This is a genomic window from Stenotrophomonas sp. STM01 (assembly GCF_014852135.1).
Lineage (GTDB): Bacteria > Pseudomonadota > Gammaproteobacteria > Xanthomonadales > Xanthomonadaceae > Stenotrophomonas > Stenotrophomonas capsici.
Genome location: NZ_JACVBA010000005.1, coordinates 138,931 through 155,208, shown reverse-complemented (window position 1 = coordinate 155,208; position 16,278 = coordinate 138,931). Strand labels below are relative to the sequence as shown.

At 65.3% G+C, this 16,278-nt stretch carries 13 protein-coding genes; 4 read left to right on the top strand and 9 right to left on the bottom strand.

The genetic code is table 11. The features are described 5' to 3' along the window. Positions 1–24: 24 nt before the first annotated feature. The 9 genes from IB227_RS17845 to IB227_RS17805 form a co-directional block, all read right to left on the bottom strand. On the bottom strand, positions 25–375 hold the full coding sequence (locus tag IB227_RS17845; protein ID WP_192288492.1) for a hypothetical protein: 351 nt from the start codon (positions 373–375) through the stop codon (positions 25–27). Between the two features lie 22 nt (positions 376–397). Continuing rightward, positions 398–3,148: a type VI secretion system ATPase TssH gene (gene tssH, locus IB227_RS17840; protein WP_192288491.1), complete on the bottom strand. Its 2,751-nt coding sequence runs from the start codon at positions 3,146–3,148 to the stop codon at positions 398–400. Between the two features lie 66 nt (positions 3,149–3,214). Beyond that, positions 3,215–4,306 (bottom strand): type VI secretion system baseplate subunit TssG, encoded by a 1,092-nt coding sequence (gene tssG, locus IB227_RS17835; RefSeq protein WP_192288490.1) that lies wholly within the window; start codon positions 4,304–4,306, stop codon positions 3,215–3,217. Beyond that, entirely contained in the window at positions 4,270–6,105 is a 1,836-nt protein-coding gene (gene tssF, locus IB227_RS17830; protein WP_192288489.1) for a type VI secretion system baseplate subunit TssF, read from the bottom strand. The genes tssG and tssF overlap by 37 nt, the downstream gene beginning before the upstream one ends. After that, positions 6,105–6,593, bottom strand: a complete 489-nt coding sequence (gene tssE / locus IB227_RS17825) for a type VI secretion system baseplate subunit TssE (RefSeq protein WP_132864110.1) — start codon at positions 6,591–6,593, stop codon at positions 6,105–6,107. Before tssE ends, tssF begins: the two co-directional genes overlap by 1 nt. 124 nt (positions 6,594–6,717) lie before the next feature. Beyond that, positions 6,718–7,215 carry a type VI secretion system tube protein Hcp gene (locus IB227_RS17820; protein WP_132864111.1) on the bottom strand — a complete coding sequence of 166 codons (498 nt, stop codon included), beginning with the start codon at positions 7,213–7,215 and terminating at the stop codon, positions 6,718–6,720. A gap of 143 nt (positions 7,216–7,358) precedes the next feature. Continuing rightward, positions 7,359–8,849, bottom strand: a complete 1,491-nt coding sequence (gene tssC / locus IB227_RS17815; protein ID WP_192288488.1) for a type VI secretion system contractile sheath large subunit — start codon at positions 8,847–8,849, stop codon at positions 7,359–7,361. A gap of 3 nt (positions 8,850–8,852) precedes the next feature. Continuing rightward, on the bottom strand, positions 8,853–9,353 hold the full coding sequence (gene tssB, locus IB227_RS17810) for a type VI secretion system contractile sheath small subunit (RefSeq protein ID WP_132864113.1): 501 nt from the start codon (positions 9,351–9,353) through the stop codon (positions 8,853–8,855). Between the two features lie 29 nt (positions 9,354–9,382). Further along, positions 9,383–10,012 carry a tetratricopeptide repeat protein gene (locus IB227_RS17805; RefSeq protein ID WP_192288487.1) on the bottom strand — a complete coding sequence of 210 codons (630 nt, stop codon included), beginning with the start codon at positions 10,010–10,012 and terminating at the stop codon, positions 9,383–9,385. A gap of 252 nt (positions 10,013–10,264) precedes the next feature. On the opposite strand from IB227_RS17805, the gene tssJ reads away from it, so the two are divergent. The 4 genes from tssJ to IB227_RS17785 all read left to right on the top strand — a co-directional run bounded on the left by tssJ (position 10,265) and on the right by IB227_RS17785 (position 15,814). Beyond that, the gene (gene tssJ, locus IB227_RS17800) at positions 10,265–10,876 is read left to right on the top strand and encodes a type VI secretion system lipoprotein TssJ (protein WP_192288486.1); all 612 of its coding nucleotides are present in this window, start codon (positions 10,265–10,267) and stop codon (positions 10,874–10,876) included. A gap of 279 nt (positions 10,877–11,155) precedes the next feature. Beyond that, positions 11,156–12,490, top strand: a complete 1,335-nt coding sequence (gene tssK, locus IB227_RS17795) for a type VI secretion system baseplate subunit TssK (RefSeq protein WP_132864115.1) — start codon at positions 11,156–11,158, stop codon at positions 12,488–12,490. Then, a complete protein-coding gene (gene icmH, locus IB227_RS17790) occupies positions 12,487–13,281 on the top strand; it encodes a type IVB secretion system protein IcmH/DotU (protein WP_192288485.1) in 795 nt (264 codons plus the stop codon). The genes tssK and icmH overlap by 4 nt, the downstream gene beginning before the upstream one ends. Positions 13,282–13,291: 10 nt before the next feature. Beyond that, complete coding sequence (locus IB227_RS17785) at positions 13,292–15,814, top strand: type VI secretion system Vgr family protein (RefSeq protein WP_192288484.1); 2,523 nt, start codon at positions 13,292–13,294, stop codon at positions 15,812–15,814. Positions 15,815–16,278 lie beyond the last annotated feature (464 nt).

Genomic DNA, 16,278 nt, shown 5'->3' with positions numbered 1-16,278 from the left:
ACCGGCCAGTGCGCGCGGGAGTGGTCACACGCCCTGGACGATCTCTTCCAGCTGCAGGCGCACGCCTTCGCTGATCTTCAGCCGATAGTCGCGGCCACCGGCCGTGATCTGCACCTCGCGCGCGTTGCTGACCAGCTGCGGCTTGCCGACCACCGCCGCGTCCATGTGCACGCGCCAGGAGCCGCGGCTGATCTGCGCGGCCACGTTGCGCGCTTCCCAGCGTGCGGCCGGTGCAGCGGTATCCAGCAGTTCGATCACGTGTTCCGGGCGCACCCGGTTCCAGGCGCGGACGCGGTCCAGGTCACGTGCAAGGCCAACCTCTAGGCTGTCGCAATGCTTGAGGGCGGCTTCGCGGTCAAATCCATAGAATTCCATCGTCATTCTCCTTTGCTGGTAATCAAGAAACCTTGTACTTGAAATCACCCTTCTTGCCGGCGGTGACCTTGATGGCGTTGATGCGGTTTCCTTCCGCCATCGCAGCCAGGACACTTTCGGCAATCTCCGGCAACAGGGTGCCGTTGAGGATGTGGTCCACATTGCGCGCGCCCGAATCCACCTCGGTGCAACGCGCCAACACGGCTTCAACCAGGCTGTCGTCCCAGCTGAAAGTGGCCTTGTGGTTGGCCACGACACGGTCGCGGATGCGACCCAGCTTCAACGTGATGATCTTCACCAGCACGTCGTCGTTGATCGGGTAGTACGGCACCACCTTCAGGCGGCCCAGGAAGGCGGGCTTGAAGCTGCGCATCAGGATCGGGCGCAGCGCCTCGGCCAGCGCATCGGCGGCCGGGATCTCCTCGGCCGGCTTGTTGAGGCAGGCCTGCATGATCTGCGAGGAGCCGATGTTGGAGGTGAGGATGACCAGGGTGTTGCGGAAGTCGATCTCGCGGCCTTCGGCATCGTCCATCACGCCCTTGTCGAACACCTGGAAGAACATCTCCAGCACGTCAGGGTGGGCCTTCTCCACCTCGTCCAGCAGCACCACGCTGTAGGGGTTGCGACGCACCGCCTCGGTGAGCACGCCACCTTCGCCGTAGCCCACGTAGCCCGGCGGCGAGCCCTTCAGGCCCGATACGCTATGCGCTTCCTGGTACTCGCTCATGTTGATGGTGACCAGCTTGCGCTCGCCGCCATACAGGATGTCGGCCAGCGCTAGCGCGGTTTCGGTCTTGCCCACGCCGGACGGGCCCACGAACATGAACACGCCCCGCGGCTTGTTCGGGTCTTCCAGCTTGGCGGTGGCGGTACGCACGCGCTGCGCGATGGCATCCAATGCATGGTCCTGGCCAATGACGCGCTCCACCAGCAGGTTGCCCAGCGAGCGGATGGTGCGGATCTCGTCCTTGACCATGCGCCCCAGCGGCACGCCGGTCCATGCCGACACGATCTCCGCCACCACGGTGCCATCCACCTGCAGCGGCACCATCGGGGTTTCACCCTGCAACTGCTTCAGCTCGGCCTGCAGCGTCGCCAGTTCGGCATGCTGCGGCGACTGCGCCGGCCTGGCGGCCTTGCGCTTGCTGGCCGGCTTGGCGACGGCGACATCGCCCTCGCCTTCCTCGCTGGCTTCGCCCTGTGGCTGTGGCGGCGCCTGCTCCAGCTGCTGCCGCAACTGGGCAATGCGCCCGGCCAGTTCACGCTCGCGGCCCAGGCGCTCTTCGTTGTTGGCCAGCACGGCCTGCGCTTCGGCCTGCTGCGCATGCAGCTCGGCCAGTCGTTCACCGTGCTGGTCGTTGCCACCGGCAGTCTCGCGCTGCAGCGCATCGATCTCGGCCTGCAGGCGGTCCATGTGCTTGCGGGTGTCCTCGATGATGGCCGGCGTCGCGCTTTGCCCCAGGGCGACCTTGGCGCAGGCGGTGTCGAGCACGCTGACCGCCTTGTCCGGCAGCTGCCGGCCGCTGATGTAGCGATGCGACAGGCGCACGGCCTCGGTCACGGCCTCGTCCAGCACGCGGATGCCGAAGTGCGACTCCATCAAGCCGACCATGCCACGCAGCATCGCGGCGGCAAGCGTCTCGCTGGGCTCCTCCACCTTCACGACCTGGAAACGGCGGGCCAGCGCGGCGTCCTTCTCGAAGTACTTCTTGTACTCGCCCCAGGTGGTGGCGGCGATGGTGCGCAGCTCGCCGCGCGCCAATGCCGGCTTGAGCAGGTTGGCCGCGTCGTTCTGCCCGGCGGCGCCGCCGGCACCGATCATGGTGTGGGCTTCGTCAATGAACAGGATGATCGGGTGCGGGCTCTTCTTGACCTCGTCGATCACGTTCTTAAGGCGGTTCTCGAACTCGCCCTTGACGCTGGCACCGGCCTGCAGCAGGCCCATGTCCAGCGTGTGCAGTTCAACTCCCTGCAGCACCTCGGGCACGTCCTTTTCGGCGATGCGCCGGGCCAAGCCCTCGACCACCGCGGTCTTGCCGACGCCGGCCTCGCCGGTGAGGATCGGGTTGTTCTGGCGGCGACGCATCAGGATGTCGATCACCTGCCGGATCTCGGTATCACGGCCGATCACCGGGTCGATCTTGCCCTCGCGCGCACGCTGGGTGAGGTTGGTGGTGAACTGGTCCAGCGCCGGCGTCTTGGACAGCCCGCCCTTGGCCTCGCCGGGCATGGCATCGTCGCCGTCCGCGCCTTCTGCGCCGGGCGCAGCGGCATCGGCGAAACGCACCGTCTGCACGGACTCCTGCGAGCCCTCGGTCAGCTTGGCGAAGTCGTGCTTGAGCTCGTCGCGCTTGAAGCGCACGAACAGCTTGGAACCGCGATACGCCAGCTGCGCCAGGTCCGGCTCGGTCAGCAGCGCCAGCAGCAGGTGGCCGCTGCGGATGCGGGTGGTCTCCGAGTCCAGCGACGCGATCAGCCAGGCATGCTCGAACAGCTTGGGAATGTGCTGCGAAAACACCGGCGTGCGGCTGTTGCCGGTCTTGAACTGGCTGATCTCGTCGTTGAGGTCGCGCTCCAGCGACTCGGGCGAGATGCCACTGCGCCGGGCGATCAACACGAAGTCACACTGCGGCTGTTCCAGCAGGGCCAGGAACAGGTGTTCCAGGTCCACCTCGTAGTTGCCACGCGACATGCACAGGTTTGCCGCCCGCTCGGCGGCCTGCCGGCAGGTGTCGTCCAACTTGCTGATCAGGGTCTTGAGGTTGATGCTCATGCAGAAACGCGCACTCCATGCTGGATCAGTTCGGATGCCCCCGGCGCCGGCGCCAGGGGCATGGGGTCATTGCAACGTGTGGATGCCATAGGTCGTGTCTTCGCGCGATGCCGTTTGCGGGCGCGTGGTCATGTAGCTGTCCCAGCCCAGGCGCGCACCGCCACCTTCGCCCAATGCGCTGCCCTGCACGTCGTCAGCGCGCAGCACCAGCCTTACCTCGTATTCCAGGGTGCCACCGGTCAACAGCGACAACCATTTGGCCAGCGCTTCGGCGGCGCTGCCGCCGGGCAGGAAGTCGTCAAACTGGTCGCGTCGCAGCGGCCCGATGCGCAGGCGCATGCGCAGGTCACGCTGCCAGACCCGGTCGCCGGCCAGCGCGCTGGCGCCGAGCACGGCATTGGCCTGTCCCAGCCGCGATGCCTGCCCGGACGGCACGCGATACCAGGCACCGACGAACTGCTCCAGTTCCACCGGCACCTTGAAGTAGTCCGACAGAACACGCTGCATCAACGCAGCGGACACCGGCCGTTGGCGCACCGCGCCGGCGTAGTACGCCACGGCCTGGTCGAAGATCTCGCCCTGGCCCTCGTGCAGGCGGTCGCGCAGCTCGCTCATGCCCATGCCGAGCAGCGACAGCACCAGCGGCAGGAAGCGCTCGCGCCGGTCCAGCTCGTACTGCAGAGCCAGGCGGTGCTTCTTCCACGCGGCGTAATGCAGCGACACCGCGCGCGTGGAGAAGATGTCCAGGAACGCGCGCGCCGTGCGGTCGCGCTGGTACAGCTCACGCAGCTGCAGGGTCTCGGTGTAATGCAGCGGCAGCGCACCGGCCGTGCCCAGCAGGCCCATGAACTGCGGGGTCAGGTGCACCTCGCCCAGCGTCTCGTCGTGCAGCGCCTGCTCGATGGCCTGCGCGTCCTGCAAGGTCTCGCCCTTCAGCGACACCACCGTGCCTTCGGAGGACAGCTCGGTCGCCGGGAACCCCAGCGAGAGCGTGTTGCGGAAACGCACCCGCATGGGCACCGCCTGCCCGGGCGTGACGCCCTGGCGCAGGAACACCTGCTCGAGCAACCGCACCGCCTGGAAGAACTGGAAGCGGTGGGGTTCGGCGAGCAGCTGCTGCGCTACGCCAGGATCGATTCGCCGCTGCGCGCTGGGCATCGGACGATCTCCTCCCCGCTGTCGCCGGAAACCAGCACCAGTCGGGTGAAACTGTTGGCGTGCACGTACAGTGCGAAGAAGTGGTCCATCACCTGGGCGAAGGCGGCCACACCGGTGCCCACGAAGTGGGCTTCATTGATGGTCAGGCGGATCTCCAGGCCACGCACCACCGAGGCGAACTGGCGGCCGGACATCCACGTGGTGGCCGGGTGCTGCTCCAGGCCGAGGATGCCGTCGATCTGGCGCGCCGAGACGTTGGAGCCGGACAGGTCGTACAGGCGCAGCATCTCCTTCAGTGCCGGCAGGCCACTGCCGGTCAGCGACAGCTGGTTCAAGGACAGGTGCGAGATCAGCCGCCACTGCGCGTTGCGCCCATGACGGAAACGCAGCGGCTTGGTCGGCTTGCGCAGCAGGCCGATCGAGCGCGCCGGGCTGCCACCTTCCATGCTCAGGTCACCGCCGGCCGCGCCGTAAGGCAGCTGGTTGGGCAGGTCGCGGTTGCTGCAGGTCAGCTCCACGCTGACCGTATCGGTCTGCGGCAACACCGGGTTGAAGGACAGGTCGACGAAGCTGATCTCCATCTCGAAGCCGGGGCTCTGCCGGGCGACGTCCTCGTCGCGACGCGCGACCCAGTACTGCCCGGTCCGCTCCGGGTCCTCGCCATGGTGCAGCGAATAGAACGGCCGGAACGCCTGGATCACCTCGCCCTGCGGCGTCTGCCGGATGCGGTGCACCGAATCGATCGAATGCACCTCGTAGGCGAACGCGCGCCGCGCGTCGGCCAACACCGGGTAGTTCACCGTACGGTGGGTGACACGGATCGGCTCGCCGCTGGTCTTGAACAGGTTGACGATGGGCGTGCAGCCCAGGCGCACGTTGTGCACGCCCAGCTCCTCCAGGACCATCGTGTTGCTGCGGTCGTTGCCGGCACTCTGCAGCACCAGGTGCAGGGTGAAGCGACGGCTGGCGCCGGCGGTCACCGTCGGCAGGTGAAGGTCGACGAAGCCGAACTTCTCCGGGTAGGCGAACAGCTCGGTCAGCAGCCGATAGGCCGGATGCGAGCGCGCGGGGAAATCGATCAACGCCTCGTTGTCGGCAAACCCCACCGCTTCCAGAGGCACCTGCTCCAGGCGTCGCCAGCGGCCGTCGCCATCCGATTCGACATAGGCGGCCTTGACCCCGTACATCAGCGCATCACGCAACGCCGCGCGCACCGACGGTTCGCCGTCCAGGAACAACCGCAGCTTCTCGGTGCCGAGCTGGGAGAACCCCAACTGGTCGGACAGCAGCTGGAAGCCCAGCGAGATCTGCCCGCCCGCGCCGGCCGGCAGGGTCGTTGCCATCGGGGCCTCGGCCACCCCGCGGTACACCACCTGCTGCACGCCGATGGGCGCCAACACCACGTCATAGGCACTGCGGAAGTCGCAGGGTACGCCACGCACCGGCCGGCTCTGCAGGGCGGTGCCACGCGGGATGCGGACCGGCGCGCTGAGCTTGGATGCCACGCCGTCCATGTCGAAGTGCGCGATCGAGCACGACGGGAACGGGCGCAGGTAATGCGGGTAAAGCACGTCCAGCAGCGCGTCGGTGAACTCCGGGTAGTCGTCCTCGATGCGCTTGGACACGCGCGCACTGAGCAGCGCGAAGGCCTCGATCAAGCGTTCGACATGCGGGTCCTGGCTGCCTTCCGGCGACAGCTGCAGGCGCCCGGCGATCTTGGGATAGCGCTCGGCGAACTCGCGGCCATAGCGGCGCAGGTAAGCCAGTTCGCGCTCGTAGTAGGGCAGCAGGTCCTGCATCAGCCGGCCTGCGTGCGACGCGCGCGCGTCACCTGGTACTGCAATGTCGAGGGCTGCAACATCGCATCGAAACTGACGGGCTCACGCGCTGGCTCAAGGTCTAGCAGCGCATGGATGGTGAAGTGCAGGCCGCCGGCGAACTGGTTGCCGGCGTCCAGGTGCACGTTGATGTTCTTCAGGCGGCGCTCGTGGCGCGCCACGGCCTGTTCCAGCGAACGGCAGATCGCCGAGCGGTCGTAGGCATTGGCAAGGCTCATCGCCGAGAAATCGGCCAGCCCGTAGGTCAGCAGCGACTGGCGGCAGTTCGGGAACTCCTGCATGTCGCTCTCCTGGAACGCGGCGCGGGAGTTCAGCAGCCCTTCCAGGTCGCGGGCGATGGATTCCTTGTACTGCTCGAGCGAGACGGACTTGAATACCGGCCCGGCACCCGGCTGCTTGGGGGTATCGTCGAACAGTTTTTCCAGCAGACTGGGTTCGAGTCCCTTCATTGGTCCATCCACTCAGGTTTCGGCATCCGTGCATGCGGCAGCGGTGCAGCGAGGCAAGGCCGCTCCTGGCCCCGCCGGGATCAGACTGCGATGGCGCACGAGGCGCCATCGCAGCGACACAACATCACACGGTGTAGTTCGGGATGTTCTTGGTTGCGCTCCACTGCGCCACGGTCTTGCCACCAACACCGCCTTCCGGCTTCTGCTGCTGGTAAGTCCACTTGATGGCACCGAAGCTCAACTGAACAACCTCCTGGGGCATGCCCTCCTTGTCCACCGTAGTGGTGACGCGGTGGACCAGCACATTCATCAACTCGACCAGGTAGTAATTGATCGCGTTGCCGTCCTTGTCGGCGCGCATGAACTCCACGCGGGCCTTCGGGAAGGTGGTGCCGTTGGCGGCGGCCTGGTTAAGGGCCGTGGAGGCGAGGTCGATCGATTTGGTGATTTCGATCGGTGACAGGTTCACGCGGGCTGCCGTGGTACCGCCGGAGGTCGACGCTGTGGCCGAACGCGGCTGCAACAGGTCCTGCGAGAACGACTGGATCTCGATCCAGTCCTTGTGCTTGTCGTCGTGCGACTCGCCCTTGATGGTGTCAATCGAGAGAAAAGCGTGCTGCATATCTGGTCTCCTAAGTTCCGTTCTTCCGTGAGATTTGGGTTGCCGGGCGGGGGGGCCCGGCGGTTCAGGGGGCTATGCCCTCTAATCGCGTCGCTGCGTACAGGGACAGGGGTCCCCCCGACGCTACAGCAACAGCAAAACCGTTACGCCTTTTTCGCGGAAGCCGGCAGTTCGGCCACCAGACGCAACGAAACAGACAGCTCATCGAGCTGGAAATGCGGCCTGATGAAGGCCACCGCGCGGTAGACACCGGGCTTGCCCGGCACTTCCGAAACCTGCACGGAAGCCTCACGCAGCGGGAACTGCGCCTTGGCTTCCTGGTTGGCGTTGTCGTCCAGCAACACGTACTGGGCGATCCACCGGTTGAGGAACTCCTCGACGTTGCCGGCCGAGGCAAAGCTGCCGATCTTCTCGCGCATCATCGCCTTGAGGTAGTGGGCGATGCGCGAGACGGCGAAGATGTACTGCAGCTGCGCCGACAGGATCGCGTTGGCATTGGCCGAGTCGGTGTTGTACTTCTTGGCCTTCTGCGCCGACTGCGCACCGAAGAACGCGGCGTAGTCGGTGTTCTTGCAATGCACCAGCGGCATGAAGCCCAGGTCGCTCAGCTCCTTCTCGCGGCGGTCGGTGATGGCCACTTCGGTCGGGCACTTCAACGCCACTTCGCCATCGTCGGTACGGAAGGTGTGGGTGGGCAGGTCCTCGACCAGGCCACCGCCTTCCACGCCACGGATCGCGGCACACCAGCCATAGTTCTCGAACGCCTGGGTCAGGCGCGCGCCCATGGCATAGGCAGTGTTGCACCACAGGAACTTGCTGTGGTCGGCGGCCTCGACTTCCTCGACGAAATTGAAGCCCTCCACGGTGGTGCCGTCCTTCGGGTTGTACGGCAGGCGGCCGAGGAAACGCGGCATGGTCAGGCCGACGTAACGGCTGTCCTCGCTCTCGCGGAACGACTTCCACTTGGCGTACTCGACGGTGTCGAACACCTTGGCCAGGTCACGCGGCTTGCCCAGGTCGGTGAACGACTCCAGGCCGAACATGCCCTCGCCCGCCGCGGAAATGAACGGCGCATGCGCCGCCGCGGCCACATGCGACATCTGCTCGATGAAGTACATGTCCTCCGGCTGGCGGCCAAGGAAGTAGTCGCCGATCAGCGCGCCGAACGGCGCACCACCGAAGGTGCCGAACTCTTCCTCGTAGACCTTCTTGAACAGCGCGCTCTGGTCGAAGTCGATCGCGGACTTGAAGTCCTTGACCAGGTCCTTCTTCGGCGCGTTGAAGACCTTGATCTTCATGTTCGGGCCGGTGGAGGTCTGCGAGCACAGGTAGTGCAGGCCGCGCCAGCTGCTTTCCAGCTGCTGGAACTCCTTGGCATGCATCACCGCGCTGAGCTGCTCGGAGATGATCCGGTCGATCTCGGCGATGCGTGCATCGAGGGTGAGGTTGAGGTTGTCGGACACCACCACCGTGCCATCCAGCACCTCCTGCGCCAACGCGGAAATGATGTCCTTGGCGCGCTCGTGTTCGGTCTGCGACTTGGCGACCTTGCTCTTCTCGACGATCTGGTCGAGCAGGCCGACCTCTTCGGTGACCGCTGCTGCTGCGCCCAACTGGCTGGCTTCAACCGACATAGATCACTCCCCCTTGCCCGCGCCGAGCTGCTTGAGCTGCTCGGTGTTGTTGAGTACGTCCGTCAACAGGTCCTCCAGCTTCTCGTTGCCCGCCAACTTGTTGCGCAGGTCGGCCAGCTTGGTGCGCGACTCCAGCAGGCGGCGCAGCGGCTCGATCTGCTCGACCACGGCTTCCGGGCGGAAGTCGTCGATCGAATTGAACTTCAGCTCGACGCCGAACTCACCGCCCGAATCACTGATCTTGTTGGGAACACGGAACACCGCGCGTGGCGCGGCGCCTTCCATCACTTCGTCGAAGTTGTCCAGATCGACGCTGACGAACTTGCGGTCCTTCACCTTCGCCAGCGGCTGTTCCGGATTGCCGCTGAAGTCACCCAGCACGCCGACCACGAATGGCAGCTCCTTCTGCTCGATGGCGTCACCCTTCTCAACGTCATACGTGAGCTGGACGCGCGGCGGCCGGATCTTCTGCAGCCGCTTCTGAACACTGTCCTTCTTGGCCATACGTGTCTCCTGACTGTGAGCTCGTTGGCTCAGTTGCCGATATTCTGAAAGGGATCGGAGTTATCGCTGCGTGTTTGCGGCCGTTCCGGCGCCGCGGCCGGGGCCGAGGCCGGTGCTGCCGTCGCGGCGCGACGCCCGGTCGACCGGGCCGGCGTGCGCGGGCGCGGCTTGGGCTTTTCAGCCACCAGCACCGCATCGCCCATCGTCGCGCGCAGCGTATCGGCAAGCGTCTGTGCCTCCCGGCGCGCGGTCTCGGAGGCAAGCACGCCACGCCCCTGCAGTCGCTGCAGCGATTGGTTCGCCACGCGGAAGCCGGCTACGGTGAGCACGCCATCGGCCACCAGGTCATCCGGATCACGCTGCAGCACTTCCTCGGCCGCAACGATCGCACGCGCGTAATTCCCCTGGTCGAACTGCAACTGCGCGATGCGCACCCAAGGCTCCTTGCGCGTTGGATCCGACTTCGCCGCATCTTCGAATGCCTTGATCGATGCATCCGCGCCGACCGTTGCGACCTGTGCCTCGGCATTCGCCATGGTCGTTTCGAATGGCACTGCGACCGGCTTCTTCGGTGCGGACGCACACGCAGCAAGACCGGACAACAGAACCAATGCCATCATCGGCCGATAGGCGACCGCGCTTATTGCCTTCACATCCATCGTGATCCCTCGTTGAGAAAGTTCCTCTAAAGGGAACCAGACAACCGCCGATACAACACACGGGAATCCAGTCCCTGCGGCGCGAGTGTACATTCGCCAACACGCGTCGGTATAGTGATTTTCAACAAGTCAGAAATCACTGATCTACACACACTCTTCACATGTTGCAGATTGCACACCTGCTGCAGCGCACACGTGACTCCGTGTCGTAGCTCACACAAATCCACTGTCACCACAATAATGAATACGCCTATGAGAGATTTCCTACGCGTGGTTTCAGTTACAACTGTCATGGGGATAGTTCTACTGACAACGCCCGGCTGCGCGAGCAACGGAAAGATCGGTAAAGCGGTAGACAGCACCTTGCAGGCCGTGGGTCTGCGCGAGAAGAAACCTGCCGAACCCCCAGTGATTCCACTGCGGCTGTACGCCGGCAGCAATCTCAATGCAGCCAATGACAAACGCGCCACCGCGGCCGTCGTGAAGATCTACCACCTGCGCAGCAGCCAACGCTTCGAGCAGGCGCCTTTCAACGCATTCCTCGATCAGGCCGGCGAGCAGGCAGCCCTGGGTGCGGACCTGCTGTCCGCCAACGAAGTGGTGCTGACACCGGGCGTGCGCCAGGAATTGTCCGAACAACTGAGTGATGGAACCATGGTGCTTGGCGTGGTGGCGCTGTTCCGCGCACCTGCCGAGAACCGCTGGCGGCTCACCTTTGATGCCAAATCCAAGGATCTCCCGGCCACCGGCGTGACCATCGGCGTGCACGCGTGCGCCCTGACCAGTGACAGTGCCGCCCTGCTGACCAGGATCTCTGGCGACCCCAACAGCCTGGCCTCCATCAGGTGCGCTTCGTCACGCTGATTAAGAGACGCAGTCTTCATAATGAACGCCGACCTTTCTATCGTTCAGCCTGTTCAGCAACGAAGCAAGGCGGCACGGATTTAACGCTTGCGCTAGTATCTTTGCGTCTTTCACCGACATGGCGGCAGGGGATTTGCACCGCTGTGATGGCATTGGAGCAACAGTCAACACGATGTCGGTGAACAGGAAAGCATAAGGATTCGCATGCGACGCTCGACGGATAGGGGCCGTCGATTCAACGGAATTTCCAAGGATTGAAATGTGGCTTACGTAAGCAGGATGTCCAAAGTTCTCTGGGGTGAAGGCCTGTTCCTGCGCCCCCAGCATTTCCAGCGGCAGGACGCCTACTACGAGGCACGCCTGCAGGACCTTTCGCACACACTTCACCCCTACGGCTGGGGCGCACGCCGCGTCCGCTTCGATCCGCACGCGCTCAACGGCGGTGCGCTGCGTCCACTGGACCTGTCTGCGGTGTTCCCCGATGGCGAGACCTACGACGCGCCCGCGCACGACAGTCTCCCCGATGCCGTTTCGCTGCAGGGCCTGCCACAGGGCGTGCAATCCACGGTGATCCACCTGGCGTTGCCGCTGCTGCGTGACGACGGCAACAACTGCGGCGATGCCGAAGGTACCCAGCTCGCGCGCTACCGGCAGGCCAACCAGGTCACCGGCGATCTGTTCACCGATGCCGCCGAAGCCGAGCTGGCCTACCTGAGCAAGGCGGTGAAGCTGCTCACCGATGACCAGCCGCGCGACGCCTACGCCACCGTGCCGATCGCCCGTGTCCGCCGCACGTCCAGCGGCGGCTTCGAGCTGGACGACGAATTCATCCCGCCGTGCGCGCAGTTGCAGGCCTCACCCTACCTCCATCGCGAACTGCGCTCGGTGCTCGACGCCCTGCAGGCCAAGGTCGACGCGCTGTACGGCCTGCACCGGCAGACCTCGCAGAACATCATCGAGTTCCGCTCCGGCGACATTGCCTCGTTCTGGCTGCTGCACACCATCAACACCTCCTTCAGTGCGCTGGCGCACCTGCTGCACCATCCGCAGCTGCATCCCGAGCGCCTGCACCAGGAGTTGCTGCGCATGGCCGGCGCATTGCTCACCTTCTCCAACGCCTATGCACTGAGCGACCTGCCGGTGTACCGCCACGACCAACCGGAAGAATCGTTCCGCAGGTTGCTGGACATCGTGCGCGCACTGCTGGATACGGTGATCTCCACGCGTTACTTCAAGATCGCGCTGAGCGAGGTGAAGCCGTCCTATCACCTGGGCCGGCTGGACTCGCAGCGCATCGATGGAAACGCCTCGTTCTACCTGTCCGTGTCGGCGGCCCTGCCCGCCCAGGAACTGATCCAGACCGTCCCGGTCCGGTTCAAGGTCGGCGCACCGGACGACGTGGAGAAGTGCGTGCTGTCCGCGCTGCCCGGCGTCAAGCTCGCGCACGCCGCCCAGGTGCCTGCCGCCATCCCGGTACGCCCGGGCAGCCACTACTTCGAACTGGATGCGCGCGGCGCGCTGTATGAGCGCATGCTCAAGGCGCAGTCGCTGATGATCTACGTGCCGGCCGGCATTACCGACCTGAAGATGGAACTTGTCGCGGTGACCTCATGATGAACTCCCAGCTTCCCCCGACCCCCGGGCCGATGCCGTCGCTGACCTCCAACGCGACGATGGCCAATGCCACGCCCAATGCCGCCGCGCCGCAAAGCCTGCTGGACCTGATGTCCGATGGCTTCTACCTGCTGCTGCTGCTCAAGCGCGGCCAGTTGCCGAACGACGCCGAGTCGTTCGTGCAGACCGTGCAGAAATTCCTGGATGGCGTGGAACGCAACGCCATGCGCCTGGGGATCTCGTCCGAGGACGTTTATGCGTCCAAGTACGCGTTCTGCGCGGCCGTGGACGAGGCGATCCTGTCCCAGCCCTCGGCACTGCATGAGGTCTGGGAACGCAACCCGCTGCAGCTGCGGCTGTTCGGCGAGCACCTGGCCGGCGAGCACTTCTTCGACCGGCTGGAGGAACTGCGGCGCCAGGGCGCTCCCCGGCTGCCGTCGCTCGAGGTCTACCACTACTGCCTGCTGATGGGCTTCGAAGGCAAGTACCGCCTGGAAGGCACTGAGAAGCTTGGCTACCTCACCGCGCGGCTCGGTGACGAAATCGTGTACCTCAAGGGCAAGCGCCACGGCTTCGCGCCGCACGCCCTGCCGCCGGATACCGTGCGCCACCAGCTGCGCCGCGTGATCCCGATGTGGCTGCCGGCGGTGCTGGTCGGCTGCTTCGGCGTGCTGGCCTTCTTCGGCCTGCGGTTCTACATGGGCCATGAAACCCAGAAGCAGCTGGCCGCCTACAACGATGTGGTGCAGATGCCGGAACGCACGGCCCACATCACGATCACCCTGCCATGAGCCTGCCGATATGGATATCCCAAGCTCCACCCTGCTCGCCTCCCTCTCCAAGCTTTCGCATCGTGATCGCCTGATCCGCCTGCGGGGCATTTCGGATGCACTGGTGGTGGAGCGCTTCGAGGGCGAGGAAAGCGTCTGCGGCGACACCCGCTTCCAGATCGACTGCCTGGCCACCGATGCCTCCCTCGATACCGAGGCCTGGCTGGAACAGCCGCTCACCCTGCAGCTCAGCCAGGCCGATGGCAGCACGCGTCAGTGGCACGGCCTGTGCACGGCCACCGCGCTGCTGGGCAGCGACGGCGGCCTGGCGCGCTACCGGCTGGTGATGGAGCCATGGACCGCGTTGCTCGGCCTGCGCCGCAACGCCGTGATCTTCCAGGACATCGATACGCGTGCCATCTGCGAGGCCATCTTCGCCGACTACCCGCAGGCGGACTATCGCTTTGACGTGAAGGCCAGCCTCCCCCGCCGCGCCATCACCACGCAGTACCGCGAGACCGACGGCGAGTTCATCAACCGCCTGCTCGCCGAAGCTGGCCTGGCCTGGCGGATCGAGCAGAACCAGGACGGTGATGGCAAGCACCAGCTGGTGATCTACGAGCCCGCCAGCGAGCTGGCCGACCTCGGCACGATCCGCTTCCATCGCGCCCATGCCACCGAGAGCAGCGATGGCATCACGCAGTTTTCGGAGCGACGGCAACTGGTTCCCAACATCAGCACGACCTCCAGCTGGCACAGCGAGAAACTTGTCGCCGTGGCTGCGCAACTGGAGGCCGATGCCGGCAACCTGCCCCCGCTGGAGGTCTACGTGCAGCCGCGCGCCGGCCGCTTCAACGAGGCGCAATGGGCCGAAGACGAGGCGCAGGCACGACTGGACGCCCTGCGCGTGCCGCAGCAGTTGTTCAGCGGCGGCGGCAGCGAACGTCGCCTTGCGGCGGGCAGCCGCTTCGCCCTGGGCCAGCACCCCCAGCATGAAGGGCAGTCCCTTCACCTGCTGTCGGTCCAGCACGTCGCGGTCAACAATCTGGAACATGGCATCGCCGAACTGCTCGGCAGCGCGGAACTGGAGCGTGGCAGCTACCGCAACCAGTTCCTCGCCACCGACGCACAGGTAGCCATCCGCGCCTTGCCGCAGGACCGCCCCGCCCTGCACGGCCCACAATCCGCGCGCGTGGTTGGCGTCGCCGACGCCGCACTCAGCCCCAATCGCGAGCACCAGGTCCGCGTGCAGTTCAATTGGCAGCGCGGCGCGCAGCCCAACAGCGGCGGCCTGAGCGATACCGGCAGTACCCAGGACGGCCATGCCCCCGGTGACCAGACCACCGGCAGCTGGGTTCCCGTTGCCGAATGGGTGGCCGGCCCCAACTGGGGCACGGCATTCCTGCCGCGCATTGGCAGCGAGGTGCTCGTTGAATTCCTTCACGGCGACATCGACCAGCCACGCGTGACCGGCCAGCTGTACAACGGGGAAGTTGCGCCGCCCTTCGGTGGCGGCGTGGACGAAGACGCCAAGCACCCTGGCGTGCTGAGCGGCCTGCACACCACCTCGCATGATGGCGGCGGCAGCCAGCAATGGGTGATCGACGATACGCCCGGGCAGCTGCGCACCCGCTTGCACAGCTCCTTGGCCGACAGCCGCCTGGAACTGGGCTACCTGATCGAACACCAGAACACCTCGCGCGGAAACCTGCGCGGTGAAGGGTTCGAACTGGCCACCACGGGCTGGGGCAATGTGCATGCCGCCGAAGGCATGCTGCTGTCGGCAAGCGCGCAGGAGCGTGCTGCCAACACCGTGATGGAGAATGCCAGCGTCGTTTCCCAGCTCAAGGGCGCCGAGCGCAGCTTGGACGCCATGCAGCAGACGCTCGGCCAGCAGCAGGTGCCCGGCCTCAGTGCCTGGCAGCAGACCGGCAAGCTGCGCGAACTGATCGACCCCGAGCAACAGGGCCGTTACCAGGGTGAGGTCAACGGGCAATCCGGGTTCAAGCCTGACGACGGCCGCACCCCCGGCGACACGCCGGTCGAACGCTTCGGCAAGCCGCTCCTGCTGGCCGAAGCACCGCATCACGTTGCGTGGACCACCCCGGCCAGCGCCGTGGCCTTCGCCGGCCAGAACCTGGAACTGACCGTACAACAGGACCTGCATGCCAACGCCGGCGAAACACTGGCCTCGGTGTCCGGCGGCAGTGTTTCCCTGTTCTCGCAGGCCGGCCCGTTGCGGGTCATCGCCGCGCAGGGGCCGGTCAGCCTGCAGGCCAATGACGGCGAACTGGAACTGCTCGCCGAGCAGGCACTCACGGTGACCGCCACCGACAAGCGCATCGACGTGCTCGCCCAGAGCAAGGTGGTGCTGCAGGCCGGCAGCAGTGCGATCACGCTGGAGGGCGGCGACATCACGTTCAGTTGCCCGGGCGAGTTCACCGTCAAGGCAAGCGAGCATCCGTTCATGGGAGGGCAAAGCGATGCTGCGGGTCTGGACGCACTGCCACGAGGCCTGACCGACGCAGCGCGAAAGTTCTCTTTTTCCAGCTAGGCACGACTCTCCAGCCATCCCGAGCCGCCATCCTTAGCCGCTGCGATGCCGTAGCGGATGAGCGCAATGCTTCAATCAAGCGACAGCCGCTCGTTGAAGCACAGAATTGGCTTGAAAGTTCTCGTATGAGGCAACGGTGGTACGCCGTTGCCTCATCACTGGAGTGAAGACACGCCCCCTGCGTCTCACTCGCTTCGTTCTTGTTCCGCCCCGCATACGCGCGTCACCTGCTGATGTCCTGCTCTCAGGCCTGCGTATCCCTCACGGTTTCGTCGCGAAGGCAGAAGACCGATACCCGGCCGCCCTCCCGGGACGCGATGCATTGGTACTCTCGACAATGCCGCATTTGTGATCGACACACGCTGCTTTCCTCACCAATCACGCGTGCATCCGGGGACCTGGGAGAGGTACGACATCGCCTCCCGCGAACAGCCTTCCCCCTTTCCTCGAGTTCGGATGCCATC

What these genes read in the sequence shown, in the direction of transcription:
- IB227_RS17845 (WP_192288492.1), bottom strand. Translation starts at nt 375, where the DNA reads ATGGAATTCTATGGATTTGACCGCGAAGCCGCCCTCAAGCATTGCGAC.
- tssH (WP_192288491.1), bottom strand. Translation starts at nt 3,148, where the DNA reads ATGAGCATCAACCTCAAGACCCTGATCAGCAAGTTGGACGACACCTGC.
- tssG (WP_192288490.1), bottom strand. Translation starts at nt 4,306, where the DNA reads ATGCCCAGCGCGCAGCGGCGAATCGATCCTGGCGTAGCGCAGCAGCTG.
- tssF (WP_192288489.1), bottom strand. Translation starts at nt 6,105, where the DNA reads ATGCAGGACCTGCTGCCCTACTACGAGCGCGAACTGGCTTACCTGCGC.
- tssE (WP_132864110.1), bottom strand. Translation starts at nt 6,593, where the DNA reads ATGAAGGGACTCGAACCCAGTCTGCTGGAAAAACTGTTCGACGATACC.
- IB227_RS17820 (WP_132864111.1), bottom strand. Translation starts at nt 7,215, where the DNA reads ATGCAGCACGCTTTTCTCTCGATTGACACCATCAAGGGCGAGTCGCAC.
- tssC (WP_192288488.1), bottom strand. Translation starts at nt 8,849, where the DNA reads ATGTCGGTTGAAGCCAGCCAGTTGGGCGCAGCAGCAGCGGTCACCGAA.
- tssB (WP_132864113.1), bottom strand. Translation starts at nt 9,353, where the DNA reads ATGGCCAAGAAGGACAGTGTTCAGAAGCGGCTGCAGAAGATCCGGCCG.
- IB227_RS17805 (WP_192288487.1), bottom strand. Translation starts at nt 10,012, where the DNA reads ATGGATGTGAAGGCAATAAGCGCGGTCGCCTATCGGCCGATGATGGCA.
- tssJ (WP_192288486.1), top strand. Translation starts at nt 10,265, where the DNA reads ATGAGAGATTTCCTACGCGTGGTTTCAGTTACAACTGTCATGGGGATA.
- tssK (WP_132864115.1), top strand. Translation starts at nt 11,156, where the DNA reads ATGTCCAAAGTTCTCTGGGGTGAAGGCCTGTTCCTGCGCCCCCAGCAT.
- icmH (WP_192288485.1), top strand. Translation starts at nt 12,487, where the DNA reads ATGATGAACTCCCAGCTTCCCCCGACCCCCGGGCCGATGCCGTCGCTG.
- IB227_RS17785 (WP_192288484.1), top strand. Translation starts at nt 13,292, where the DNA reads ATGGATATCCCAAGCTCCACCCTGCTCGCCTCCCTCTCCAAGCTTTCG.